Here is a 25,474-nt window from a genome sequence, read left to right on the forward strand (position 1 = left end):
TTTTAAAAACCATGCTCTAAGCACTTAAGGAATGCTGAATTAATACCATACCCATCATGAATTGGAAATTTTTATCCCGCAAAAAAACTGATACCACCAAGCCTAAAAAAAGCAAAACCCGCGAATGGGTTGATGCTATTTTGTTTGCCCTGGTAGCCTCCACCATTATCCGCGGTTTGTTATTTTCGGCATTTGCCATTCCTTCGGCCTCTATGGAGGGCAGCCTGATGACAGGCGATTATCTTTTCGTGAGCAAGCTTTCCTACGGCGCACGCATGCCCATGACGCCAATAGCCATCCCTTTTACGGAATCTACCGTATTCGGCGGTATCAAAACCTACTTCGACGGCGTGCAACTGCCATATTACCGTCTACCTGGCCTTGGTGATGTTAAAAAAGGCGACGCCGTGGTATTTAACTACCCTGCCGAAACGGAAACCCGCCCGGTAGATATGCGCGTGCATTATATCAAACGCTGCGTGGGCCTGCCCGGCGAAACGGTTACCATTGTAAACGGACAGGTGTACACCGATGGCAAAGCGGTAAAGAATGCGCCGCAGGCGCAAACCTCTTACTACGTAGTTACCAATGGTACCCCTTTAAACCAGGATATGTTGAACGACCTGCATGTGGAAACGCGCAGATTCAACGGCGTGGATACTTATGAGATGGTAATACCTACTGATAGCTATTCGCAGGTAAAAAGCTTCTCCAACGTAAAATCTATTACACAGGTAGTGGAGCCTAAGGGCAACGCCGATAGCCGCGTTTTCCCGCAAAGCGATTTATTCAAATGGAATGAGGATAATTACGGACCTATCCTGGTGCCTAAAAAAGGGACTACCATAACCCTGAACGATAGCACAACCGCCCTTTACAGCCGCGCCATTGAGGTGTATGAACATAACAAGCTGGAGATAAAAGGTAAAGACGTTTACATCAACGATAAAAAAGCAGATACCTACACCTTCAAGATGAACTACTACTGGATGATGGGCGATAACCGCCACAATTCAGAAGATTCGCGTTTTTGGGGTTTCGTACCCGAGGACCATATCGTAGGCAAGGCTGTGATCACCTGGATGAGCATCGATAGCACCGCATCGTTCTTCAATAAAATCCGCTGGAACAGGGTTTTCAGGCCGATACATAGCGTGGAGCAGTAAGCCCCCGCACGTCATTGCGAGGCACGAAGCAATCTCTACGTAGGACAAACGGCTTTGCAAATCGGCCATGCTTATCGGGAGATTGCTTCGTTCCTCGCAATGACGTGGTGGTGAAATTCTGATTCAGACAAACATGCCCCGTCCTATCGACAACTACTTTCTTCAACAACCCGAGCCAGCCAAAAGTTGCCTGGAGTTCCTACGCGGGCATATTCTGGCATTGGATGCCAGCCTTACCGAAGAGTGGAAATATGGCATGCCCTTTTATTGCTATAAAGGCAAAATGTTTTGCTATTTGTGGACACACAAAAAATACTTGCAACCCTACATCGGCATTGTAGAAGGTGGTCGAATTAATCACCCGGATTTGCTGCAGGAGAAACGTGCACGCATGAAAATATTGCTGATTGATGCCACGCAGGATATCCCGGTGGAGAAGATTGATGGGATATTGACAGACGCGCTTGGGTTTTATAAATGAACGCTACCTTTGAATTTGGTCTATCGCTCGTAGAGTTGACTCACCCCGACGACCAGCATGCGCGGGCGTCGACCCTCTCTCCGCAAGCGGAAAGAGGGTAAGGAAAAAAGAAAAAATCAACTAAACCGTCTTTGCGAAGCAGAGAGAGTGGTCGAGCGAAGCAAAGACCGGGCGTGCCTGCCGGTAGGCAGGTGAGTCCACTCGCGACGCGGATGTACCGGCACGTTTTGAAACCCAAAGTTGCCCCAAGCAGCCCCTCATTACCGCTGCATCAGCCTCGCTACATACTTACCAATAATATCGAACTCTAAATTAACTACAGAGCCTTCGCGCACGTTGTGCAGGTTAGTATGCTCGTATGTATAAGGTATAATGGCTACCGAAAAATAATTTGGTCCTGAGTTAACTACGGTTAAGCTAATGCCGTTTACGCATATCGAGCCTTTTTCTACGGTAACATTGCCTGTTGCGGCATCGTACTCAAAGGTGTACTCCCAGCTGCCATCCAGCTCGGTAAATTTGGTGCAGATGGCGGTTTGGTCAACATGCCCCTGCACGATGTGGCCATCCAGCCGTGCATTCATTTGCATGCAGCGTTCCAGGTTTACGGGTTCGCCAACTTTGAGGTGGCCAAGGCTGGTTTTATTCAAGGTCTCTTCTATGGCTGTAACCGTATGTGTGGCATCTGTAAGCCCTACTACGGTAAGACAAACGCCGTTATGCGCTACTGATTGATCTATCTTCAATTCATTCACAATCGCCGATTCTACGGTGATATGCAGGTTACCCTGCTCCTGGCGCAAATCGGTTATCTTGCCTAAAGTTTCTATAATTCCTGTAAACATATGGTTGCGTACGCTTTGCTATTTAACCACAAAGCGCACAAAGATATTCACAGAGAAGCATAAAGAAGATATCCTAATGTCAAATTTAAGCACAGATCATGCTACGGCTATCTGGTAACTATTTAAAGCAGCTCTCCAGTTCTACCCTCTTGTTGCGCAAATCTTTGCCACCCTCCATTACCGATTTCAGGTTGGCCAAATAAAACGTCCAGCCTATCTGGCACTGCACCAGCAGGTTTTTGGTTGGGTCGCTTTCCTGTGGTATATCCTCCTGCAATAAGTCGATAATGGTAAGCCCGTTGCGGGTGGAGAACGACACGCTTACCGTAGTGTTGTCGGTAAAGGTAAATTTGATAAAATCCTTGCCGTTGGCTTCCAGCACGCTGCCTTTTTCGGTAACGGTATTATCGTAGCCGTGCCAATGCCAGGCATAGGTATCTCCCTTGGCAATCTGTTCATCGCGTTCGCGGCGGCGCTGGGGCACGGTGAAGAAATCGGCCTTGCGCAGGAACCATTTCTCCAGTCCGCCCGGTGTGGCCCAAGCCAGGTAAAGGCTGCGCATATCTACGTTATAATCGCCGCAAAGCTTAAATTTTTTCCACCTGATGTCTTCCATAACCGGTTTAATTACGCAGATAAAACTAAATATAATCCTTTGTGTTTTGCTAATTTGCCCTTAAATGATTTAAGCATGCCAAAACCAAGCGCGGGGATATTAGCCTACCGGAAACTCAACCATAAACTGCAGGTTTTCCTGGTGCATCCTGGCGGACCATTCTATGTAAAAAAGGATGCCGGCGTATGGAGCATCCCGAAAGGTGAATACGAAAGCGACGAAGACCCATTAACCGCTGCTAAACGTGAGTTTGGTGAAGAAACGGGACAGACAATTGAAGGTGAGTTCGCTCCACTCGCCCCCATCAAATACAAAAGCGGCAAGGTGGTACATGCCTGGGCGGTAGAGGCCGACATAGACCACACCAACATCAAAAGCAATACTTTCGAAATGGAGTGGCCTCCCAAATCAGGCAAAATGCGCAACTTCGAAGAAGTAGACCGGGCAGATTGGTTCGATTTGGAAACTGCGAAACAAAAATTGGTACCGGCGCAGGTGGGGTTGGTGGATGAGTTGGAGGGAATGTCTGAACCGTTGATTTTAATGATTAAATGATGCCGTTGATTAAACAGCAATACTATCTCCTGTTCCTAACCCAATTAGACACCCCACCTCCGTTGCTCTCCACCAAAACAACGTTACCCGCGCCCAATAGCTTCTCCATTACCAGCGCCGCTATTAAAGCCTCTTCCTCTATATCTGTATCAAGCGACTCGGGCGTAAAATATTTCTCTACGAAATGGGTATCGAACTGCCCGGTGGTAAAAGCCTCATGCTGCATCACGAATTTGCCGAATGGCAACGTCGTGGTGATGCCGGTAATGTGATACTCGTCTATAGCACGCACCATCCGTTCAATAGCCTCGGCGCGGTCTTTACCGTAGGTAATGAGCTTGGCAATCATCGGGTCGTAATAGATTGGAATTTCCATGCCCTGCTCAAAGCCATCGTCTACCCGCACACCGGGACCTTTTGGGGTTACGTAGGTTTCCAGCGTGCCAATATCCGGCATAAAATTATTGGCAGGGTCTTCGGCGTAAACACGCAGTTCCATAGCGTGGCCTTTTATTTCCAGGTCCTCCTGTTTAAAACTGATAGCTTCGCCACGGGCAATCTTTATTTGCTCTTTTACCAGGTCTATCCCGGTAATAAACTCCGTTACCGGGTGCTCTACCTGCAAGCGGGTATTCATCTCCAAAAAGTAGAAGTTGAGCTGCTCATCCATAATAAACTCCACCGTTCCTGCGCCGGTGTAATTTACAGACCGCGCCACATCTACCGCACATTTACCCATAGCCTCGCGAAGTTCGGAAGTCAAAACCGATGAGGGCGCTTCTTCCACCACTTTTTGGTGGCGGCGCTGTACCGAGCAATCCCGTTCGAAGAGGTGTAAGATATTTCCATGCGTATCGCCCAGTACCTGTATCTCAATATGCCGGGGGGATGATACATAACGCTCTATAAATACCGAACCATCGCCAAAGGCCGAGGTTGCCTCTGATACGGCAAGGTCCATCTGCTCTACAAAATCCTCAGGGGTATCTACTATGCGCATGCCTTTGCCGCCCCCGCCGGCAGCCGCCTTGATGAGTATAGGGAACCCTACCTCAACAGCACGGAGTTTTGCTTCGGCAATATCCGTGATAGCTTCTTCGGTGCCGGGCACCATGGGTATGTTGTATTTTAGTGCGGCTGCTTTGGCCGATAGCTTATTACCCATGATCTCCATAGCCTCGGGCGACGGACCGATGAGTATCAGCCCGGCCTCGCGCACCTGCCGGGCAAACGCGGCGTTCTCGCTGAGAAAACCATAGCCGGGGTGTATGCCTTCGGCACCGGTTTGTTTACAGGCTGCAATAATTTTATCGCCAACAAGATAACTTTGGTTTGATGGTGCTTCGCCGATGAACACGGCTTCATCGGCATAGCGCACGTGCAGGGCATTGCGGTCGGCTGCAGAGTAAACGGCTACGGTTTTGATGCCCATTTCGCGCGCGGAGCGCATTACCCGCAAGGCTATCTCGCCACGGTTTGCTACCAGTATTTTTTGCATAGGTAACAAATGTAACGGAATACCCTACCCTACCAAACTTTCCTGCTCAATTTTCTTTTGCAGTTCCAGTATGGCACCAATAAGGGCTTCGGGGCGTGGGGGGCAGCCCTGTACGTAAACGTCAACCGGGATTACCCTGTCTACGCCTTTCACTACGTGATAGCCGTGCTGCCAGTAAGGGCCGCCACAATTGCTGCACGATCCCATGCTGATGACATATTTAGGATCGGGCATTTGCTCATACAGGCGTTTGATACGCTCGGCCATTTTAAAGGTAACCGTACCTGCTATAATGATAACATCGGCCTGGCGACTGGACGGCCGCGGAAAAACGCCGAAACGGTCGAGGTCGTAACTGGAGGCCATAGCCCCCATCATTTCTATAGCGCAGCAGGCAATACCAAAACTCAAGGGCCAAAGCGACGACAGGCGCGCCCAGTTGAGCAGATCGTTCATTTTGGTTATGACGATGCCGCCGCTTTCGTTAGTTAAATCAGGCGTCATTGGCAGGCTTTTTAAAACTTGGTTTAAACATAGGCTTGGCCGGAGTAGCAGTTGCAGTCGGATTAGAGGCAGGTGCAGTAGCAGTAGCCGCTAAGCTGAATTCTTTTACACGGAATGCACTTTGCTGCAGGTTTATTTTATCGTACAGCGATTGCGGAATGTTCGTGCCGGAATCGGGTACGGTTGGGTTTGGCTTTATCCATTCCAGGTCGCCTTTTATCCATACATAGGCAAGGCCTAATATGAGGATGCCTAAGAAGATAAACATTTCGATCAGCGAGAACCATCCCCAGCGAGAATCTAATTGAATTATCTCCTTATTCCCGAAAACCGTAGCCCATGGGAACACGAACACCATCTCCACATCAAACAATAAGAACACCAGCGCAATTACGTAAAAGCGCGGATTGAAGGGCAGCCAGGCATTACCGGTGGGCTCCTCGCCGCATTCGTAAGTGCTAAGTTTCTCAGGGTTAGGGTTTCGCGGTGCAAGCAGGCGATTCACGCCGAACAGCATGAGTATCATTACAACGCCTGTAATTAAAAAGATAAGTATCTTTCCAAATTCTGATATTTGCGAAACATCATCCATGACAGCAAATTTAACAAAACAAACCCAATTCGACGCGATAATTATCGGCGGTGGCGCCTGCGGACTCATGTGCGCCGTGCAAGCCGGCTTTTTAGGCAAACGCGTGCTGGTATTGGAGAAAAACGATAAGCCTGGTGCAAAGATTCTGATCAGCGGCGGCGGCAGATGCAATTACACCAACCTTTACACTACGCACAAGCAATTCATATCGCAAAACGAGCATTTCAGTCGTTCGGCTTTAGCACAATGGACGGTGGATGACACAGTCAGCTTTTTTGAAACCTACGGGATAGAAGGCAAAGAGAAAACGCTGGGACAATTGTTCCCGGTGAGCGATAAGGCGAAGGACGTTGTGCAAGTTTTTACAACGCTTTGCGGTGATTTGGGGCAGGAAATTTGGTGCGACGCTGATGTGACCGCTGTTGAGCAAAATGCGGACAACTTTACTGTTTCCTTTGAACGACATGGCAAACCGCAAACCCTATCGACATCAAAAGTGGTCATAGCCTCCGGCGGCCTGCCCATAGCCAAAATGGGGGCAACGGATTTCGGCCTCCGTACGGCACGCAAGTTCGGCATGACGGTTACCGAAACCTCCCCTGCTTTGGTGCCACTTACGATTACCGGCAAGGATCAACCCTGGTACGAGCAACTGAGCGGCAATAGCGTATTTTGCCGGGTATGGAACGATAGGGCGAGCTTCGAAGAAAACATCCTGTTTACGCATTGGGGATTGAGCGGCCCGGCCATTTTGCAAATATCTTCTTATTGGAAACCCGGTGAATCTATTTATATCGACCTGCTGCCCGGCAAAGATATTACAGAAATGATACTGACCGAGCGTGAGCAAAACGGCAAAAAAATGCTACTGGCTTACCTGGCCGGCCTGTTTACCCGCAAATTTGCCGATGCGCTAAGCGATTACGTGCCGGCGGAAAAAAACCTCGCCTCGCTCACCAAAACCGAGTTGGAAGACATCAGTATACTGATACACGAGTTTAAAGTAAAACCGGCAGGCACCAAGGGCTACGATAAAGCCGAGGTGATGACCGGCGGTGTAGACACTAACGAGCTATCGTCCAAGACCCTCGAAAGCAAAAAAGTACCCGGGCTGTTCGTCGGCGGCGAATGCGTGGATGTTACCGGCTGGCTTGGCGGTTACAACTTCCAGTGGGCCTGGGCAAGTGGATTCGTAATTGCGCAGAATTTATAATTGACACGAATTGAATGAACACGAATTTCACTAATTGGGACGAATTTCACTAATCGTTGTGGTGAATTGAATGAACACGAATTTCACTAATTGGGACGAATTTCACTAATCGTTGCAGTAAATTGAATGAACACGAAATTCACTAATTGGGACGAATTTCACTAATCATTGTGGTGAATTGAATGAACACGAATTTCACTAATTGGGACGAATTTCACTAATCGTTGTGGTGAATTGAATGAACACGAATTTCACTAATTGGGACGAATTTCACTAATCGTTGTGGTGAATTGAATGAACACGAATTTCACTAATTGGGACGAATTTCACTAATCGTTGTGGGTAGCGAGTTAAGAAATTCAAATTAGCTGATTCAGCAGCTCTCCTTATTTGTAAAATTGGAATAATTTGGAAAAATTCGTGTCTATTCAATTCGTGAAATCCGTGTCAACTCACATCCACGTAAACGGGTCGCCAGATGCAATATGTGTTATTTTCATGCCCGGCAGTTTTGGCTGAAGCCATTCTACAAAATACTCCATGCCGGGTTCTTCGCTTACCGAATGGCCCAATACAATTAAGGCAACTTTGCGGCCCTCTTCGTTAGCGTTCCTGATGAACTCGGCGGTCTCCCACTCCGACAGCTCACCAATAATTAATACATCGGGTTTATCATTAATTACTGCGGCGAGGTGCCATTTGGCACCCGCGGCACCAGGGATAACGGTGAGTTTTTCGCAAGGCTGGTCCAGATTACCAATTACGCGAACATGTGCAATGTTAAGAGTAGTTTTTAAGTGCTGTACCACCTGGCGCAGGCTTTCTTTAGGAATCTCAACAGTAGTACCGCCTTTGTAATACGGCAGCCAACCGGCCTTTTTCAACACACCGTACCCAATTACATCGGGTTTTATAGAGTGGATATAGTCGTGGCAGCGCCAAATGGTAATTTTGTATTTATTCAACAAGTCGACCTTTTGCTGCATAACCGGGTTGTTCTTCACAAATTCCTTATCGTCGGTATGGTTATAAAAGGTGGGTTCGTGCGCGATGATGAAGTTAGCGCCCAATTTGGCCGTTTGTTCAATTACTTCAATCGTAGCAAACATGGTGGTGACTATCTCCGTAACCACCATATCGGCACTGCCGCTTTTGAGGGTATCAACCGTGCCGGGTATAGGGCTAAGACCGCCTTCCTTCAATATTAAATCTATAATTTGCTGTACGGTAATGGCTTCGGCCCTACTGCCGGGAAGCCTGAATGCAGAGTTGAGCCCCAACAGGGTAACACCGGCTACTGCTATTGAAGTTTGGGTAATGAATTTGCGGCGGGAGGGCAATGCTGCTTTCATGATTCGTTGGTTATCTGTACAACAGGGTTAGCGCAATCAATGTACGGCAATAAGCGCAACTGAACAAATTATCGCAAAAAATCTATCCAATAAAAAAGCCGCCTGTTGTGAAGGCGGCTCTGCAGTTAAGTTTTTTATTGACCTACCGGTGGTTGTGCACCCGGAGCAGGCGCACCTGCCGGTGGTTGTGCACCCGGGCCACCCGGAGGAGGAACACCCGGACCCGGAGGAGGGCCACCCGGGCCACGGCGTTGCGGAGCCGGTGCGGCAACAACTTCGGGATGCGATACACCACGGTGGCAACTGTAGCAGTTGATGCCGGTTTGCGTCATCATACCCAGGCTATCCTTTTTGGCCTCAAAATATTTTTTATTGATATCGTTCATCATTTTGTACATATGGCGAGCCATATCTTTTTCGGGCTTGGCATCACTGGCGAAGTCCATTTTGTGGGCCTGCTCGTCGCGTACGTGGCAAAAATTGCAATGCACATTTAACGAGTGCGCCCATTCATCCATTACTGCATCTAATTGCTTGTCAGTAATATTTTTTGGCAAAACCTTTAAGTTTTTGAATTTGTGCTCTTCGGGCTTTGGCGCGGGCGACATGGCCATAAACACAACTACCGATAGCAGCGTAACGGAGGCCAATAATTTTTTGTTAATAATCATTTCTTTGAGGCTGTTTTGATGATACTAAGCTAACGCAAAAAAATCGAATGCAAGCATTTGAGAACAGAAATGTTACAGAAATGTCATTTTAAGCATGTTTAAACATGTTTTACGTAAGCTAAACGAGAGGTTCAATCATTTCCAGACTCATTTCCCACAGCTTTTTACGAGCATCGTCATCAGTTGCCCTTGCCGATGGACTGTGCACCTTACCATCTTTAAAGTACTTGCCACTTTTGGCATCTATGCGGCTACCCGTTGCCAAATAAACAACACCTTGCGCGCCCTGCTCGGCCGTTATCATAAACGGGCGGGCCAGCCAAAGCCACATCCTGCTTGATCCGCTGAGCCCTTCGCCAAAATTGGTGTTCACCACACCGGGGTGCAGGGCAAATGATGTAACACCCTTGGGACCATATTTTACGGCTATAGAACGCGTAAAGTATATATTGAAAAGCTTGGCCATGGCATAGGCCTTAAGCGGCGAATAGGTTGCGGTTTCCCACTGTAAATCTTTAAATTGTGCTTTGCCCATGCGGTGCGCATCGCTGCTCACGTTAATTACCCGGGCCTGCCCTTTCTCCAGCAAGGGCATCAGCAAATGGGTAAGCAAGAAATGCCCAAGATAGTTTACCGCGAAAGTCATCTCGAAACCATCTCTGGTTACCTGGCGTTGCGCAAATATGCCTCCTGCATTATTGATTAGCACATTGATACTGAAGAGGCTGCTTTTTAAAATACCCACCGCGTTTCGGATGCTATCCATATCGGCCAGATCGCAAAACACCAGGTAGATATTGTTATTCTTAGACAGGTTTATCAACTCCTGCTTTGTCTCTTCACCTTTATCCATATCGCGTACCAGCAGGTAAAGGGCATGGCCTTTTTTAGCAAGCGCCAAAGCAGTTTCTTTGCCTATGCCTGATGTTGCGCCGGTGATAACGGTTGTAGTAATGGGCATGCTAATAATAGTTTGGTAAATGGGATTTTGCTATACCAAAACTAATATATTGCGCGGTATTTGCAAAAAGGATTGTAGTAGCAAGTTACGGCCCCTTAGCGCATCGAATTGTAATCATTTTAATGGAACAAAGCCTCCCGCCCGCCGAAAGCACAAACATAAGCTGGATAAACAACCTGCGACTGATAAGCATGGTTGCAGTGGTAGTTTTACATACAGCCTCGCCCCTATTGTTCAATTATAAAACGGCACACCTAAGCAATTGGATGGCCGCCGACGTTTATAATGCCTTAACCCGGTTTGCAGTGCCGGTATTTGTAATGGTAACCGGCGCTTTGCTCCTGAAACGCGAATACGAGCTGGGTAATTTTCTGAAAAAACGCCTTGGTCGGCTGATACTCCCTTTCTTGTTCTGGAGCCTGGTGTATGTGGGCTATCAATGGTATAATGAAATAATCGTATTCCCTGCCGATCCCTGGGGATGCATAAAAATGGTGCTGCATCAGCTAAAAACAGGCAGCTCGTACCATTTGTGGTATGTTTACCTGCTCATTGGCTTATATTTGTTCATCCCCATCCTTGGCAAATTCGTGCGGCATGCAAACGAGCGGGAGCTGCTTTATTTTCTGGCGATTTGGTTTCTTACCATCCTCATCAGCGAACCCTATCTAGATCGTTTTGATACTGCGGTAGACCTGCATAACTTCGCCGGCTATACCGGTTACCTGGTGCTTGGCTACTACCTCGCCAATAAGCAGTTCAATTTCCCTGGTACTGTACTGCTGATTATTCTAATATTCTGTTGCCTTGTAACGGTCATTACCCTAGGCACTTATTACCTGGAGGTAAAAACGGGGGAGCTAAGTACTTATTTTTACGAACCCGTTGGCCCCTTTGTGGTGCCGCTGGCTGCAAGCGCGTTCCTTATTGCGAAACATACTAAAGCAAAGCTCCACCCGAAGGTCACCGGCATATGCAATGATGCCGGCAAATACACGCTTGGAATCTACTTTTGCCATGCGCTCATCCTGAACATTTTAGAACTGAACGACATCACCTACGCCATCTTCAACCCATGGCTAAGCATACCGGTAGTGGCGCTGTTGTGCTTCGTGCTATCGTGGCTGCTGGTTTGGGCGATGGGTAAAATACCGCTGCTGAAATACCTTGTAGGGTAATTTAGTTGCTAACATTGAATTATAGCCCAATGGGAAACCCCAACTGCACGTCTATCCGTGAAATCATTTTAGAATCGGTGCAATCGATAAAAATTGTATCTTTGTGTTATCTGCAAACTGGCAACCGCCTATTGCGAACTTCAAAAAAAATGGGGTCGACCGGAATTGACAGGATGGAGATAAATAAGTAAGCATGCAGCGCGTTGGGTGAATTAGCGCTAAAATCTGAACGCTCAAACTTTCAAATGGCGAAAATAATTTTGCCTTAGCTGCCTAATTTAGAATTAGTATAGCTTTTGTCCCGCCGGTTTTCTGTTCTGTTGGATCGGCAACCGGGGCATCGTAAAACGGAAATAGCCTGCTTAAAGGTGTGGTAAGCAAGCGAAACAAAGCACCTAAGGATTAAGGTACAGGTAAGCGGTTAACCTTCCATAGTCTCTACAATTAAATAACAGCTAAGCATGTAGAAAGCTTACTTTATACCATGTTTGGACGAGGGTTCGAATCCCTCCGGCTCCACGAAAAATTTGTAACGCCTGCTCTTGATAAAGGGTGGGCGTTACAAGTTTTAAGCGAACAGTGATTAGAATCCGGCAAAACTAATCGATATGCTAAAAAACTGTGAACATTATTTATCTAAAAATTCACTAAACGTTTTTTTGTCGCCTCAACAAAATTTTAAGCTTACCTAGTATTTAACTATATGCCTTTTTTTGTTCATGCCAAATTCGGGCTATTGTCTATTTGAAGCCTGGCGCGGCAATCTACATTTGAACCCATCTGCTGTATCCTTTATTTTACTGCGGGTCTTTTTCCCGGTTAATTAATCCAAGGCTAAAAAGCTATCGGTATTCCAGAAGTCTTCCATCATTAAACTTAACTACCGAAAGTCATTTATTCTTATTCAAGTTGACCTAAAAATAAATTTTGTTTGAGTCAAATATCGGCCGCCTTCCTGTAGCGGGAATGACTGTTATCACATCGCTATGTGTCTCGCACCAACAACCAAAAATGTTATAAATCAAATTATTAAGAGATTACAAACACTTATCGAATGAGAACTTAATTGAACATTTGTTCACATCAAACTATTACCATCATGAAAAAGCTTTTGTTGTTAACAGATTTTTCGGACCATGCAGAACATGCGGCTGAGAACGCCCTATATCTATGCACTAAAATGCAAACGGCACTAACAATCTATCACAGCTTTCAGGCTTTCCCTTTGGTAGCATATGAAAATGGCGGACCCTACCTTACTGAATTCAGTGACGCTTACGCAGCCGAAACGAATGAGCGTATGGCCAGGTTCTTAAGCAAAACAAAAGTATTTGCTGAAGAAAATTTCGAGGGAATAGAAATCCCAATTGAGCACATTAGCGAAGATGGCGATCTGGGTGCAAACCTGGCTAAGCTACTGGCCAATGCAGACTATGAACTGGTTATTATGGGTTCAGGCAGCTCCGATTACCTGGATCAATTGCTGGGTGGTAGCGAAACCCAATCCGTAATTATACATTCCAACCGACCCATCCTAATTATTCCACTACAATCTAACCTTAAACAGCTAAAGAAAGTGGTTTTTGCCACCGATTATAACGAAAAAGATTTCCATGCCATAAACTACCTGGTAGATATGGCCGGACTATTATCATTTGAAATACAGGTACTGCATGTTGATACTTTTGGCGATAACCCCGACAAAAAATGGAAAGAAGAGGTTGAATTGAAAAGGTTTGCCGGTGGTTTAAATTTTCCCGGTATAACTTATCACAGCATTTGGGGAAAAGAAGTAATTCCGCGCCTTAATAAATATTGTGATGAATCTGGCGCTGATCTGCTGGCAATGGTTCATTACCATCAAGGGTTCTTCTCTAAGCTATTTGGGCTTAGTAGCACCAGGAAGGAAGTTAGAAACCAAAAACAGCCGCTACTAATTTTTCCGCCAAAATTCATATAGGCGTAACATACATGCAGATAACCTCCTCCCGTATTCCAGACGGCAATTTTTGTCACCTCACTACAGTCGAAGCCCTCTCGTTACTTGGGAGTGACCAACACGGACTCGCTAAGGCAGACGCACGCGCGCGGTTGGCTGAATATGGTGCCAACACCATCCGTGCTAACGCACATAGTTCGGCATTACGTTTATTTTTTTCGCAATTAAAAAGCCCTATTACTCTCCTGCTGATTATAGCTGCTGTATTATCTGCTGGACTGGGGGATGTTGCCGACACCATCATTATATTGATTATTGTACTGATTAGCAGTTGCCTGGGCTTTTGGCAGGAACGTGGCGCTGCAAATGCGGTGCAGGCATTGTTGAAATTGGTTCAATTGCATTGCGATGTGCTGAGGGATGGTGTAAAGACCAGTATACCGGTAGAAGCAGCCGTACCCGGTGATATTGTGATGCTCTCTGCCGGCGACATCATCCCCGGCGACAGTCTTATCCTTACCTCGCAGGAATTATTTGCAGACGAAGCAGCCTTTACAGGAGAAACCTACCCGGTAGAAAAAAATGCCGGCATTTTGCCACAGGATACGCCGCTTGCAAAAAGAAGCAATACTCTGCTAATGGGCGCGCACGTTATCAGCGGCAAAGCAACGGCATTGATCATGCGGACGGGGCAACAAACAGAATTCGGCAAAATATCAGCCGGACTAGCCGCCTCTGCACCCTTAACTGATTTTGAACGCGGTATACGCAGGTTCGGTTATATGCTAATGGAGATTACTTTATTACTCGTTATCATCATTTTCGCCATAAACGTATTGCTGCACAAGCCGGTACTCGATTCCTTGTTGTTTTCGTTAGCACTCGCGGTGGGCCTCACTCCGCAACTGTTGCCGGCTATTATCAGTGTGAATTTATCAGCGGGGGCGCGGCGCATGGCAACCCAAAACGTCATTGTAAAACGCCTCTCATCTATCGAGAACTTTGGTAGCATGAATATACTTTGTTCCGATAAAACCGGAACCATAACCGAAGGCAAAGTAACATTAAAGGACACCCTGGATAGCAGCGGCGCGCATAGCGATAAAGTATTGCTGTATGCCTGGCTGAATGCCTCACTGCAACAGGGTTTTCACAATCCTATTGATGAGGCGATTTGCCAGGCCCGCGCCGACGCAACAGAAGGCTACCGGGTACAGGCAGAAATCCCTTACGATTTTATACGTAAAAGGCTGAGTATACAGGTACAAACAGATGAAGCTAATTTTGCTGTTACAAAGGGAGCATTAAATGTGGTTCTGGGAATTTGCAGCCAGGTAGAAAGCGGTAATGGGCAGGTGAGTGATATAGGTAATTTTAAGGATTTCATCCTTAAAAAATATCAGGAACTGAGCGAAGCCGGTTTCCGTACTCTGGGTGTAGCCTACAAGTTAACCGAACAGGATAAAGATTTCACCAAAGAACAGGAGAAAGATATGATCTTTCTGGGTTTTATCACCCTGTTCGACCCACCTAAAGCCAACGTGGCCTCCACCATCAGCCAATTGAACGGCCTGGGTGTGCAACTTAAAATCATCACCGGCGACAACGCACTGGTGGCAAAAAGCCTGGCTTTGCAAATTGGTTTACAAAACCCTCAAATACTCACCGGCAGCACCCTGCAAAAAATGAGTAATTCCGCGCTGATCCATCGGGCACCGCTAACCCATATTTTTGCGGAGATAGAACCCAACCAAAAGGAGCGCATTATTTTGGTTTTGCAAAAGGCTGGCCATGTGGTTGGCTTTATGGGCGATGGGGTAAACGATGCTCCAGCACTTCACGCAGCTGATGTAGGGATATCGGTAGATACCGCAGTTGATGTTGCTAAGCAGGCGGCCGATATTGTTTTGTTAAGCCGCGATTTGACGGTGCTTGCCGCAGGTATTATAGAAGGCAGGAAAACTTTTGCCAACACACTAAAATACATCTTTATGGCCACCAGTGCCAATTTTGGCAATATGTTTAGTATGGCCGGGGCATCGCTTTTTTTACCCTTCCTGCCCATGTTACCTAAACAGATTTTGCTCACCAATTTGCTTACAGATCTGCCGGAAATGGCTATCGCTACAGACCGTGTAGATCAGTCCAGCATCCAAACGCCGCAGCGTTGGAACCTTGGCTTTATCAAGCGCTTCATGCTTACATTTGGTTTATTAAGTTCGATTTTCGATTATACCACCTTTGGGATACTGATCTTCGTATTCCATGCTGATGAAAAAATTTTCCAAACCGGCTGGTTGTTAGAATCAGTTATCTCTGCAACATTGATCGTATTGGTTGTTCGCACACGCCTGCCATTTTTCAAAAGTTTGCCGGGGCGCTACCTTACGAACGCAACCATATTGGTTATCTTGCTGGTACTTGCCCTACCGCTAACGCCTCTTGCCGCATGGTTTGGTTTTACGCGGTTGCCAATTGCCTATTACGGCTGGATGTTGCTGATCCTGGCCGCTTACATCGCTGCAGCCGATTTGGCTAAACGCTGGTTCTATAAAAGGCTGGTAGCGCACTCAAAACCTTGAACGGTTGGCATTAAACCCGACGATGCGATAATAATTGACATCGTCGCCCCTGCACCAGCTATACATCAATAGAGAACAGAGTTGTTTTAGGGTTTGATCAACAACGGGGCAATGGTTTCTTTTGAAGTACCGCATATTATTTTGTTGACAAAATGGATGTATCAAAAAACTTTTGCTGCCGCCGGAAACCCCATGTATGACAGTTAAACCGCAATTCCGAACGAGATCATCAGCGTTACCTCACCCGCCATATTTGCCCCATTAAAAGCACCAGCTACTTATCAGCCCTGGTTACAGCAGGTTAATAATCAACACTTAACTGCAGCATTCTACCCTCAGCAGCTATAAATTGACCTTTAACAGTTATTATAGCCATTGGTTTTAGGGCTAAGTTTACTCCTGAATACTAGTACTATGATCCTATCCAACTTGCGCAGATTATCTATTGCATTCATTGTCACTTTATTTATTCCTTTTATTTCCTTCGCTAACGTAAATATTACCGCAGCAACCGGCGGAACCGGTATATCAGCTGATAAATCCAGCGGTAGCCCCGCAGCGGCGTTCACTACTTTAGGCAATATTGTTTTATCAAGTGCAGTCACTACCGATTTTTCATCGGGCAGCGGTTTAACCATTATATTAACGGCACCTACCAATTGGCAATTCCTGGCTGGCACGGGTTCTGTTTCTGTGGGCGGTAATATAAGCAGCGCCAGCGTAGTGGTTACCGGCACAACAGCCACCATTACTTACACGTGTGGTGCTGCATCTCTGTCAAACGCAATAACCATCATCGGGCTACAGGTGCAGGCAACTGTTAAAACAACACTTTCAAGCACCAACATCACCAGAACAGGGGGTACCGGCACTATAGCGGGTTTCGCTACAAATGCAATTTCCGGAGCACTCTCGCAGGTAGCCGGTACATTTACAAAGTTGCAACTACTGCTTCCCGGCGAAACGGCCTCTCCAGGATCGGCAACAGGTAAAACGGGTACGCCAACAAACCCAACAGCCGGTACCGCCATCACCATTACGGTTAACAGTGTTGACGTTAACTGGAACGTTGTTTCGTCGACAGATAATATCGGCATTACATCTACCGATGCAAATGCTACCTTGCCAGCCAATAATACACTTAGTGCTGGTACGCGTACATTCAGCATTACGTTAAAAACCGCCGGATCCAGAACTATAACGGCAACGGACATTACCAACGGGTTGATAACTGCAAATACCAGCCCTGCTGTTACTGTGGCCGTAGGTACATTTACCAAACTTCAACTGCTGCTACCGGGCGAAACAGCCGCTCCCGGCACCACAACCGGTAAAACAGGCACACCAACCAATCCTACAGCCGGCACCGCAATTACGGTTACTGTTAACAGCGTAGATGCCAACTGGAATGTGGTATCATCAACAGATAATATCGGTATTACCTCAACCGATGCAAATGCTACCTTGCCTGCCAATAATACACTTAGTGCAGGTACGCGTACATTTAGTATTACGTTGAAAACCGCCGGATCTAAAACCATAACGGCCAGCGATATTACAAATGTGGGGATAACCGCAAATACCAGCCCTGCGGTTACTGTAGCTGCCGGTACATTTACAAAATTGCAGCTGTTGCTGCCCGGCGAAACAGCAGCCCCGGGCACCGCTACCGGCAAAACCGGTACACCAACCAACCCCACAGCCGGTACAGCTATTACCGTTACTGTTAACAGCGTAGATGCCAACTGGAATGTGGTATCTTCTACCGACAATATCGGCATAACATCTACCGATGTCAATGCAGCATTGCCAGCCAACAATACACTTAGCGCCGGTACGCGTACATTCAGCATCACGTTAAAAACTGTGGGATCTAAAACCATAATGGCAAGCGATATCACCAATGGTGCAATAACGGCTAATACCAGCCCATCTGTCACCGTAGTAGTAGGTGCTTTTGCCAAGCTGCAGCTGTTGCTACCCGGTGAAACCGCAGCCCCCGGCACAGCTACAGGTAAAACAGGTACGCCAACCAACCCAACAGCCGGTACGGCAATTACAGTTACTGTTAATAGCGTAGATGCCAACTGGAATGTGGTATCATCAACCGATAATATCGGCATAACCTCAACCGATGCAAATGCCACATTGCCTGCCAATAATACACTCAGTGCGGGTACGCGCACGTTCAGTATAACCTTAAAAACCTCCGGATCCAGAACGATAACGGCAACTGACATTACCAACGGCGTGATAACTGCAAATACCAGCCCTGCGGTTACCGTAGCTGCCGGTACAATTACAAAATTGCAGTTGTTGCTGCCCGGCGAAACAGCCGCACCCGGCACCGCCACAGGTAAAACAGGTACGCCAACAAACCCAACGGCAGGTACTGCTATTACAATTACTGTTAACAGCGTAGATGCCAACTGGAACGTGGTATCATCTACAGATAATATCGGCATAACCTGTACCGATGCCAATGCGGTATTGCCCGCTAATAATATACTTAGTGCAGGTACGCGTACATTCAGTATTACTTTAAAAACAACAGGATCCAGAACCATAACGGCAAGCGATGTTACCAACGTTGGGATAACCGCAAATACCAGTCCTGCTGTTACTGTAGCTGCCGGTACGTTTGTAAAATTGCAGTTGCTGCTTCCCGGGGAAACCGCAGCGCCTGGCACCGCAACGGGTAAAACAGGTACGCCAACCAACCCAACGGCAGGTACCGCCATTACGGTTACTGTTAATAGTGTTGATGCCAACTGGAATGTGGTATCATCTACCGATAATATCGGCATAACATCTACAGATGCCAATGCAGCCTTGCCCGCCAATAATACACTTAGCGCAGGTACGCGTACGTTTAGTATTACGTTAAAAACTGTAGGATCTAAAACCATAACGGCAAGCGATATCACCAATGGTGCAATAACGGCTAATACCAGCCCGGCTGTTACCGTGGCTGTAGGTGCTTTTACCAAGTTACAACTACTAATGCCGGGCGAAACCGCAGCTGCGGGTACTGCAACAGGCAAAACAGGCACGCCCACTACAGCATTGGCAGGCACAGCATTTAACGTAACGGTTAACGCGGTTGATGCTAACTGGAACAAAGTTACTACCATTACGCAAACAGTGGGTATAACCAGTAACGATCCAAACGCCGTGGTTCCTGCTAATACGGCGTTAGTTGCGGGCACTAAAACGCTGGCGGTGACCTTAAAAAAGGTAACAGCTACAGCTACAGTAACCGCTACCGATATTACCGACGGCACCAAAACTGCTAATACCAGCCCATCTACAACTGTAGTTGTTGGTACGTTTACCAAACTACAATTACTGCTTCCCGGCGAAACCGCAGCCCCGGGTACTGCTACAGGCAAAACCGGTACGCCAAGTGCCCGAACAGCGGGCACTGCGTTTAACGTCACGGTAAACGCAGTAGATGCTGCATGGAACGTAGTTACAACCGTTACAGATGTAGTTGCAATTACATCAACCGATGTGAATGCCACCCTTCCGGCAAATACCGCGCTGGTTGCAGGTACCAAATCACTAAGCTTTACTTTTAAAACATCCGGTACAAAAACCATCACTACCAGTGATGTAACTACCCCTGCGCGCACAGCGAATACCAGCCCTAATACCACGGTTAATACAGGCACTTTTACGAGATTGCAGTTATTGTTACCCGGCGAGACAGCGGCACCCGGCACAGCCTCCGGTAAAACAGGCACACCGACAGCGCGAACTGCCGGCACGGCATTTAACGTAACCGTTAACGCAGTTGATGCCAACTGGAACAAAGTAACCACCGTAACAGATGTAGTGCAAATAACCTCTACAGACGCATTGGGCACTATGCCTGCCAATGCAGCCCTGGCAGCCGGTACAAAAACAAACTTTGCGGTAACATTAAAAACACCCGGCACAAAAACAATTACGGCTACGGATGTAACCAACGCTGCCAGAACTCCTAACACAAGCCCAAGCGTAACCGTTAACGCGGGTGCCTTTTCAAAGTTACTTATTGTATTGCCGGGCGAAACTTACGCAGCGGGCACAGCCACCGGTAAAACAGGTACGGCTTTCAACGTTACCGTATATGCAGTTGATGCGGTGTTCAACAACATCTCATCAGTTACCGATGTAATAAAAATAACTTCTACGGATGTAAATGCTGTTTTACCGGCTAACGCAGCAGCTGTTGCGGGCAGCAAAACCTTCAGCATCACTTTAAAAACCGGGGGTGCAAAAACCATTACAGCAACAGATGCAACTAATGGCCTTATTACTGCTTCTACGTCACCATCGGTTACCGTAGCTGCAGGTGCATATTCACAACTACAAATATTGCTCCCGGGCGAAACCGCCGCACCAGGTACTTTAACGGGCGCAACAGGCACGGCTAATCCGCCTGCCCGCAACACCGCTTTCAACATTACCGTAAATGCGGTTGATGCCTATTATAACAAGGTAACAACGGTAACAAATACAGTAACCATCACTTCTTCAGACGCTACGGCAGTATTGCCTGCTGCAGCAGCATTAACAGCTGGCACAAGGGTATTTTCTGTAAATATCAAGAGCGTTTCTACGTCACCATTACCAACTATTACCGCAACGCAATCAGCTATCAACAAAACTGTAAGTGTGCCGGTAGGCGTACCCGCCACAGTAGCAACAGATTATTTTCGAACAGCATCATCGGGTAACTGGAACGATGCCAACAACTGGCAAAGCTCTACCAACGGCACAACAAACTGGCAGGACGCAACCTTAACACCTACCAACTCAGCAAGCGGCGTTGAAATCCTCACAGGCCACGTTATAACCGTAACGGCCAACGTCACAGTAGATCAGGTTATTGTTGATGCCAATGCGCAAGTGATTGTGAACAGCGGTATAACCTTAACTATCGCGGCCGGGGCCGGGGGCACGCAATTCTCGGTATCGGGTATATTAAATAACGCTGGCACCATTACTACCACCGGAGCCCTTGCTTTTTTAAGCGGCGGCAAATACCAGCACAATTTTACCACAACGGCGGGTACCATACCCACAGCAACATGGAATCCGCTCTCAACATGCGAAATAATTGGCTACACCAGTTACGTAGGCAATTTGGCCGGGTTAAACCAAACCTTCGGCGATTTTGTATGGAACTGCCCGGGACAAAATATAGCAGGTAATGGCATTTCATTAAATACCACGCTTACTGCAACCATGAACAGCCTGTCGGTAATTTCCACAGGTACCGGGCAAATGCGTTTGGCCAACACCGGCGGTACATTGGGAGTTACGGGCGACTACAATCAATCGGGCGGGATACTAATATTAAACAACACAAGCGGAACGCTTAATTTAAATATCGGTGGCGATTTCAGCATGTCGGGCGGTACACTACAGCAGGGAACCGGGCTAAATTCCATAGCCTTTAATAATACAACCCAGCAAACCTATGAAAAAACGGGTGGCACTATATCCGGCGTGGTAAACTTCACGGTAAATACAAATGCTAAAGTAGATTTGGCACTTCTGTAATCGATGGCTCTACGGGCACATTTACTTTGGCTGCCGGGGGCACGCTGATAACCGGAAATGATGATGGGATATCTTCTTCGGGTGCAACCGGATCAATACAAACCGCTACGCGTTTATTTAACGTAGCGGGTAACTATACTTACAATGGCGATAACGCACAGAGCATTGGCACAGGATTACCAACTACGGTAAACAATTTAACTATCGATAATACACAGGGCGCTACCATGCCTCCTGCCTCGGTTAGTTACACAATTAACGGCGCATTATCTTTACTGAACGGCGACCTGGACATGGGCACCAATGATTTGGTAACCGGTGCCGGATTTACCAACAACGGTACTGGTACGCTGCACACCCAGAGTATTTCCTCAGCGCCCTTAACGGCTGGAAAAACCTGGAACATACCTGTAGATTACAACAGTTCGACTGCGCAAACTGCGGTAACGGGTACTTATAGTGACCTGCTGTTCTCGGGGCCCGGTGTTAAAACCACTTCCTCCGGCACTATTTCGGTAATGGGAAATTGGACATCATCTGATGGAAAGATTGATTTGGTGACCAATGGCACCACGGTGTTGTTTAACGGTACTACCCAAGACCTCAACGACGATGGCAGCGACGACGGGAACGGTGTAGTATTTAAAAACGTTACTTTCGGAAACAGCGGCACTAAAACGCTTGTAACGGGCACATATTCTATATCAAATTCGGGCTTGCTAACGATGGCCGGGAGCGCGGTGCTGGCAGCAAACGGAAACTTAACGGTAACATCCGATTCATTAGGCAATGGAAATATTGGGCCTATTGCGGGTAGTGCTGATATTACCGGTAATGTAAATGTACAAACGCTTATTACCGGCGGTAATATTGATATAAACCGTGGTACACGTACTATTTCAACGCCCATAAACGATGCTGCCCTGGCTAGCAAAACATTTCAGCAGCTGCAAAATTACACATTGATAACCGGCCCAGGCAACGTTAAAAACGGCTTTGACCTTGGCGGCACAAGCACGCCTAATGCGGTAACGCTGCAAACGTATAACGAGCCGGCTTATACCACAAATATATATACACCGTTGCCGAATATTTACCAATCGGCGACGCCCGGAAAAGGTTACTTGTTTTTCTACCGCGGCGACCGTTCTAACATAAGCAGTAAGCTTAATGCGCCGTTTGATGCGCCTGGCGATGTTACGGTGACATACACCGGGCCCATAAATAAAGGCAACGTTACTATGGCTGGCCTTACCAATACACATAATGTCGGCGACCCGGTTAATGGTTATAATTTGCTAGGTAACCCCTGCCCATCAACTATCGACTGGGAAACAGTTTTAGCAAATTCAAGCAACATGGATAACCTGATTATAACCATAAAACCTGGAGGTGGCTCTGCCCAATACTTTAACGGCGTTAGTACAAACGGCGGATCGAGATACATACAAACAGGACAAGGCTTTTACGTAAAAGTTGCAGATGCAAGTAACACCGGTAGTGTGAATTTTACCGAAAGCAGCAAAGCAAATAGCTCTCCATCGCGTTTATTGAGCCTTCCGGCCAATAATAAGCAAACTTTAAACGCCGTACCAATTACTACTTTTTTAAGGATGACACTTAAAGATGGTAAAAGCTCGGATGAAACAACGGTAGTTTTCAGAGACGAATTTTCGGAAACAGCAAAAGATGATGCATTATACTTTTCTGGTGGTGCGGTTACGCTTAGCACGCTATCAAGTGATGCCCGTTCACTGGCAATCAATTTTATGCCGGCCATTAGCAAAGTAACACAGCTTAAATTATCTGTAAATGCTACCGCGAGTAGCAAGGTAACGCTTCTGTTTACCGATATCTCTGCCTTGGCGGGTGCACAGGTGGTGCTAAAAGATAATTTTACAGGTACCATAACACCGGTAACCCAAAACACTTCATATAGCTTCAATATAGATAAGAGTAACCCAGCTACATATGGTACTGCAAGATTAATACTGATGTTCGGAACGCCCCCTCCTCCGGTATTGCCATTTCAGCTGGTTTCGTTCACTGCTCAAAAAAACACAACTGTTGCCCACCTTGCCTGGACCGCAAAAAATGAAACCAATAATGTATCATTTGATGTGCAGCGCGGACTCGACTCATTAAGCCTAACAACAATTTCAACCGTTTTAAGTAAACGCGACACTTCGCTTAGCAGTTATAGCTTTACCGATAATGCCCCTATAAACGGGCTAAATAGTTACCGGTTGAAACAGACAAATGCGGATGGTAGCTATACCTACTCCAATGTGTTGAAATTAGATTTTACTGTTGCTGCGCCGGTTAGCTTAACTGCTTATCCCAATCCTACCACCAGCATAATCAATATCAGCTCGCAAAGCATCGGAAACAAGGTTGTGAATGTGGCTGTGTACAACACCATGGGGCTTACCGTGTTGGCAACCCGTACATCAGGAGCAAATGGCATTATAACCTACGACGTGAGCCAGTTAGGGCAAGGGGTATATTTTGTTGATTTGACCGATGCAACAACAGCAGCATTTTTGGGGCATGTAAAGTTTATAAAGCAATAGTAATGATAGGTAAAAAAATAATATTTAAAGTATTGGCTATCATGGCTGTAATGCTTGCAGTAACAGCGGCTTGTTTTGCGCAATGCGACCCATTTATCGACCCAAATTGCGAAGATATTGACGTTGAAACACCTTTGGACCAATGGGTTTTCTATCTGGCTGTAATCCCGTTTGCTATAGGCATAAAAAAAATATATGATAATAATAAAGAAGATATTATTTAATAATAATTTAATACTTAAAATAAGTATGTTTGGCGGAATAAACCGCTAATTTGATACCAAATTACAATTCCCCTATATTCAACGTAGAAGCAGCACTAAGAGACAGCCTATTTTCTGGATTTCCAGGGCTTATAACCTTGGCAAAACGTATGGACTATCCGAATCATGCCTGAAACGAGATATTAAATCAACGTTTAATAAAACAGTTTTTGCCTATTATCGCCATTTGCAAATGCAATTGGCCGATAATTATTTGAAGCAAAAAAAAGGCAACAAAACGCAAATTGCCTCGCTGCTTAATTTTGAGAGCCAAAGTAATTTTTTGATATGTTATAAAAAATATTAAAAAAATGAGCGTGAAAAATCATTTATAGATAACATAAACGGGCTATCCGACGAGCGTTACAAGTTATTCGTAACACAAGCCCCGTTTGCCTTCGCCATGTTTGATAAAGATTTGCATTTTCTTGCTGCGTCGAAAAAATGGATTGATGATTACCAACTAAGGGAAAAGTTCTGCCTAGCCAATTATTATACGACATTGTTCCATCGTTTGAAAAAAAATGGCGAAAAATATTTCAATCTGCTTTAAAAAATAATATTCACAATGGCGAATCGGAATTTGAGCATCCCGATAAATTGAATATATGGATCAAATGGGATATCAGACGATGGTTTAGGGAGGATAAGCAAATCGGAGGTGTATTATTTTATTCGGAAGATATAACCGCATCTAAGACCAGGATGACCGACAACGAAAACATTTTAGAAATCCTCAATAAAACCAATTCGATTGTTAAAATTGGCACCTGGAAAAAAAATTATAGGATTATGTATTTAGTTCGCAAAACGTTTTTTTTGTTAATAAATTATTGATAATCAGTAAGTTATTTAGTATATTTAAGCTAAATAACTTGCTATGTTTAGCGGAATTAGTATCAACGAATTTAGAGATAAGTTTAAAACGGAGC

The 25,474-nt window shown here is 46.3% G+C and carries 18 protein-coding genes and 1 other RNA gene; 11 read left to right on the forward strand and 8 right to left on the reverse strand.

All coding sequences use genetic code 11. From position 1 onward, the window contains the following. Positions 1-56 precede the first annotated feature (56 nt). Together lepB and E2R66_RS12985 are read left to right on the forward strand one after the other, a co-directional pair. Positions 57-1,166 (forward strand): signal peptidase I, encoded by a 1,110-nt coding sequence (gene lepB, locus E2R66_RS12980; RefSeq protein WP_133231157.1) that lies wholly within the window; start codon positions 57-59, stop codon positions 1,164-1,166. A 133-nt stretch (positions 1,167-1,299) separates the two neighbouring features. Then, entirely contained in the window at positions 1,300-1,647 is a 348-nt protein-coding gene (locus E2R66_RS12985) for a DUF1801 domain-containing protein (protein WP_133231155.1), read from the forward strand. Between the two features lie 260 nt (positions 1,648-1,907). On the opposite strand, the gene E2R66_RS12990 is transcribed toward E2R66_RS12985, so the two are convergent. Continuing rightward, entirely contained in the window at positions 1,908-2,492 is a 585-nt protein-coding gene (locus E2R66_RS12990; protein ID WP_133231153.1) for a riboflavin synthase, read from the reverse strand. 118 nt (positions 2,493-2,610) lie between these two features. Then, positions 2,611-3,108 (reverse strand): SRPBCC family protein, encoded by a 498-nt coding sequence (locus E2R66_RS12995; RefSeq protein ID WP_133231151.1) that lies wholly within the window; start codon positions 3,106-3,108, stop codon positions 2,611-2,613. 75 nt (positions 3,109-3,183) lie between these two features. Between E2R66_RS12995 and E2R66_RS13000 the strand changes: the two genes are divergently transcribed. Beyond that, positions 3,184-3,663 (forward strand): NUDIX domain-containing protein, encoded by a 480-nt coding sequence (locus E2R66_RS13000; RefSeq protein ID WP_133231149.1) that lies wholly within the window; start codon positions 3,184-3,186, stop codon positions 3,661-3,663. 22 nt (positions 3,664-3,685) lie between these two features. On the opposite strand, the gene accC is transcribed toward E2R66_RS13000, so the two are convergent. From accC to E2R66_RS13015, 3 genes are read right to left on the reverse strand one after another with little or no spacing between them, the layout of a single operon-like run. After that, on the reverse strand, positions 3,686-5,161 hold the full coding sequence (gene accC, locus E2R66_RS13005) for an acetyl-CoA carboxylase biotin carboxylase subunit (RefSeq protein WP_133231147.1): 1,476 nt from the start codon (positions 5,159-5,161) through the stop codon (positions 3,686-3,688). 24 nt (positions 5,162-5,185) lie between these two features. After that, the gene (locus E2R66_RS13010; protein WP_133231145.1) at positions 5,186-5,665 is read right to left on the reverse strand and encodes an NADH-quinone oxidoreductase subunit B; all 480 of its coding nucleotides are present in this window, start codon (positions 5,663-5,665) and stop codon (positions 5,186-5,188) included. Then, positions 5,655-6,257 (reverse strand): NADH-quinone oxidoreductase subunit A, encoded by a 603-nt coding sequence (locus E2R66_RS13015; protein ID WP_133231143.1) that lies wholly within the window; start codon positions 6,255-6,257, stop codon positions 5,655-5,657. The genes E2R66_RS13010 and E2R66_RS13015 overlap by 11 nt, the downstream gene beginning before the upstream one ends. Between E2R66_RS13015 and E2R66_RS13020 the strand changes: the two genes are divergently transcribed. After that, positions 6,256-7,470 (forward strand): BaiN/RdsA family NAD(P)/FAD-dependent oxidoreductase, encoded by a 1,215-nt coding sequence (locus tag E2R66_RS13020; protein ID WP_133231141.1) that lies wholly within the window; start codon positions 6,256-6,258, stop codon positions 7,468-7,470. The genes E2R66_RS13015 and E2R66_RS13020 overlap by 2 nt on opposite strands. A gap of 452 nt (positions 7,471-7,922) precedes the next feature. Here E2R66_RS13020 and E2R66_RS13025 read toward each other — a convergent pair whose 3' ends face one another. The 3 genes from E2R66_RS13025 to E2R66_RS13035 form a co-directional block, all read right to left on the reverse strand. Next, the gene (locus E2R66_RS13025) at positions 7,923-8,822 is read right to left on the reverse strand and encodes a Nif3-like dinuclear metal center hexameric protein (protein ID WP_133231139.1); all 900 of its coding nucleotides are present in this window, start codon (positions 8,820-8,822) and stop codon (positions 7,923-7,925) included. Between the two features lie 134 nt (positions 8,823-8,956). Beyond that, positions 8,957-9,493, reverse strand: coding sequence for a c-type cytochrome (locus tag E2R66_RS13030; RefSeq protein ID WP_133231137.1), 537 nt, complete (start codon positions 9,491-9,493; stop codon positions 8,957-8,959). A 118-nt stretch (positions 9,494-9,611) separates the two neighbouring features. Then, positions 9,612-10,454, reverse strand: coding sequence for an SDR family oxidoreductase (locus tag E2R66_RS13035; RefSeq protein ID WP_133231135.1), 843 nt, complete (start codon positions 10,452-10,454; stop codon positions 9,612-9,614). Between the two features lie 122 nt (positions 10,455-10,576). On the opposite strand from E2R66_RS13035, the gene E2R66_RS13040 reads away from it, so the two are divergent. From E2R66_RS13040 to E2R66_RS13070, 7 genes are all read left to right on the forward strand, one after another. Further along, positions 10,577-11,632 (forward strand): acyltransferase, encoded by a 1,056-nt coding sequence (locus E2R66_RS13040; protein WP_133231133.1) that lies wholly within the window; start codon positions 10,577-10,579, stop codon positions 11,630-11,632. Positions 11,633-11,783: 151 nt separating this feature from the next. After that, positions 11,784-12,154: a transfer-messenger RNA gene (ssrA, locus tag E2R66_RS13045) on the forward strand. 577 nt (positions 12,155-12,731) lie between these two features. Further along, the gene (locus tag E2R66_RS13050; RefSeq protein WP_133231131.1) at positions 12,732-13,592 is read left to right on the forward strand and encodes a universal stress protein; all 861 of its coding nucleotides are present in this window, start codon (positions 12,732-12,734) and stop codon (positions 13,590-13,592) included. An 11-nt stretch (positions 13,593-13,603) separates the two neighbouring features. Next, complete coding sequence (gene mgtA / locus E2R66_RS13055; RefSeq protein WP_133231129.1) at positions 13,604-16,153, forward strand: magnesium-translocating P-type ATPase; 2,550 nt, start codon at positions 13,604-13,606, stop codon at positions 16,151-16,153. 414 nt (positions 16,154-16,567) lie between these two features. Beyond that, the gene (locus tag E2R66_RS13060) at positions 16,568-21,706 is read left to right on the forward strand and encodes a beta strand repeat-containing protein (protein WP_133231127.1); all 5,139 of its coding nucleotides are present in this window, start codon (positions 16,568-16,570) and stop codon (positions 21,704-21,706) included. A gap of 26 nt (positions 21,707-21,732) precedes the next feature. Beyond that, on the forward strand, positions 21,733-24,279 hold the full coding sequence (locus E2R66_RS13065; protein WP_133231125.1) for a beta strand repeat-containing protein: 2,547 nt from the start codon (positions 21,733-21,735) through the stop codon (positions 24,277-24,279). 2 nt (positions 24,280-24,281) lie between these two features. Further along, positions 24,282-24,503 carry a hypothetical protein gene (locus E2R66_RS13070; RefSeq protein ID WP_133231123.1) on the forward strand — a complete coding sequence of 74 codons (222 nt, stop codon included), beginning with the start codon at positions 24,282-24,284 and terminating at the stop codon, positions 24,501-24,503. Positions 24,504-25,474 lie beyond the last annotated feature (971 nt).

The sequence above is a fragment of the Mucilaginibacter psychrotolerans genome (genome assembly GCF_004519315.1).
Taxonomy (GTDB): Bacteria; Bacteroidota; Bacteroidia; order Sphingobacteriales; family Sphingobacteriaceae; genus Mucilaginibacter; species Mucilaginibacter psychrotolerans.

What these genes read in the sequence shown, in the direction of transcription:
- E2R66_RS13070 (WP_133231123.1), top strand. Translation starts at nt 24,282, where the DNA reads ATGATAGGTAAAAAAATAATATTTAAAGTATTGGCTATCATGGCTGTA.
- E2R66_RS13060 (WP_133231127.1), top strand. Translation starts at nt 16,568, where the DNA reads ATGATCCTATCCAACTTGCGCAGATTATCTATTGCATTCATTGTCACT.
- E2R66_RS13025 (WP_133231139.1), bottom strand. Translation starts at nt 8,822, where the DNA reads ATGAAAGCAGCATTGCCCTCCCGCCGCAAATTCATTACCCAAACTTCA.
- E2R66_RS13000 (WP_133231149.1), top strand. Translation starts at nt 3,184, where the DNA reads ATGCCAAAACCAAGCGCGGGGATATTAGCCTACCGGAAACTCAACCAT.
- E2R66_RS13035 (WP_133231135.1), bottom strand. Translation starts at nt 10,454, where the DNA reads ATGCCCATTACTACAACCGTTATCACCGGCGCAACATCAGGCATAGGC.
- E2R66_RS13050 (WP_133231131.1), top strand. Translation starts at nt 12,732, where the DNA reads ATGAAAAAGCTTTTGTTGTTAACAGATTTTTCGGACCATGCAGAACAT.
- accC (WP_133231147.1), bottom strand. Translation starts at nt 5,161, where the DNA reads ATGCAAAAAATACTGGTAGCAAACCGTGGCGAGATAGCCTTGCGGGTA.
- E2R66_RS12985 (WP_133231155.1), top strand. Translation starts at nt 1,300, where the DNA reads ATGCCCCGTCCTATCGACAACTACTTTCTTCAACAACCCGAGCCAGCC.
- E2R66_RS13015 (WP_133231143.1), bottom strand. Translation starts at nt 6,257, where the DNA reads ATGGATGATGTTTCGCAAATATCAGAATTTGGAAAGATACTTATCTTT.
- E2R66_RS12995 (WP_133231151.1), bottom strand. Translation starts at nt 3,108, where the DNA reads ATGGAAGACATCAGGTGGAAAAAATTTAAGCTTTGCGGCGATTATAAC.
- E2R66_RS12990 (WP_133231153.1), bottom strand. Translation starts at nt 2,492, where the DNA reads ATGTTTACAGGAATTATAGAAACTTTAGGCAAGATAACCGATTTGCGC.
- lepB (WP_133231157.1), top strand. Translation starts at nt 57, where the DNA reads ATGAATTGGAAATTTTTATCCCGCAAAAAAACTGATACCACCAAGCCT.
- E2R66_RS13040 (WP_133231133.1), top strand. Translation starts at nt 10,577, where the DNA reads ATGGAACAAAGCCTCCCGCCCGCCGAAAGCACAAACATAAGCTGGATA.
- E2R66_RS13030 (WP_133231137.1), bottom strand. Translation starts at nt 9,493, where the DNA reads ATGATTATTAACAAAAAATTATTGGCCTCCGTTACGCTGCTATCGGTA.
- E2R66_RS13020 (WP_133231141.1), top strand. Translation starts at nt 6,256, where the DNA reads ATGACAGCAAATTTAACAAAACAAACCCAATTCGACGCGATAATTATC.
- mgtA (WP_133231129.1), top strand. Translation starts at nt 13,604, where the DNA reads ATGCAGATAACCTCCTCCCGTATTCCAGACGGCAATTTTTGTCACCTC.
- E2R66_RS13010 (WP_133231145.1), bottom strand. Translation starts at nt 5,665, where the DNA reads ATGACGCCTGATTTAACTAACGAAAGCGGCGGCATCGTCATAACCAAA.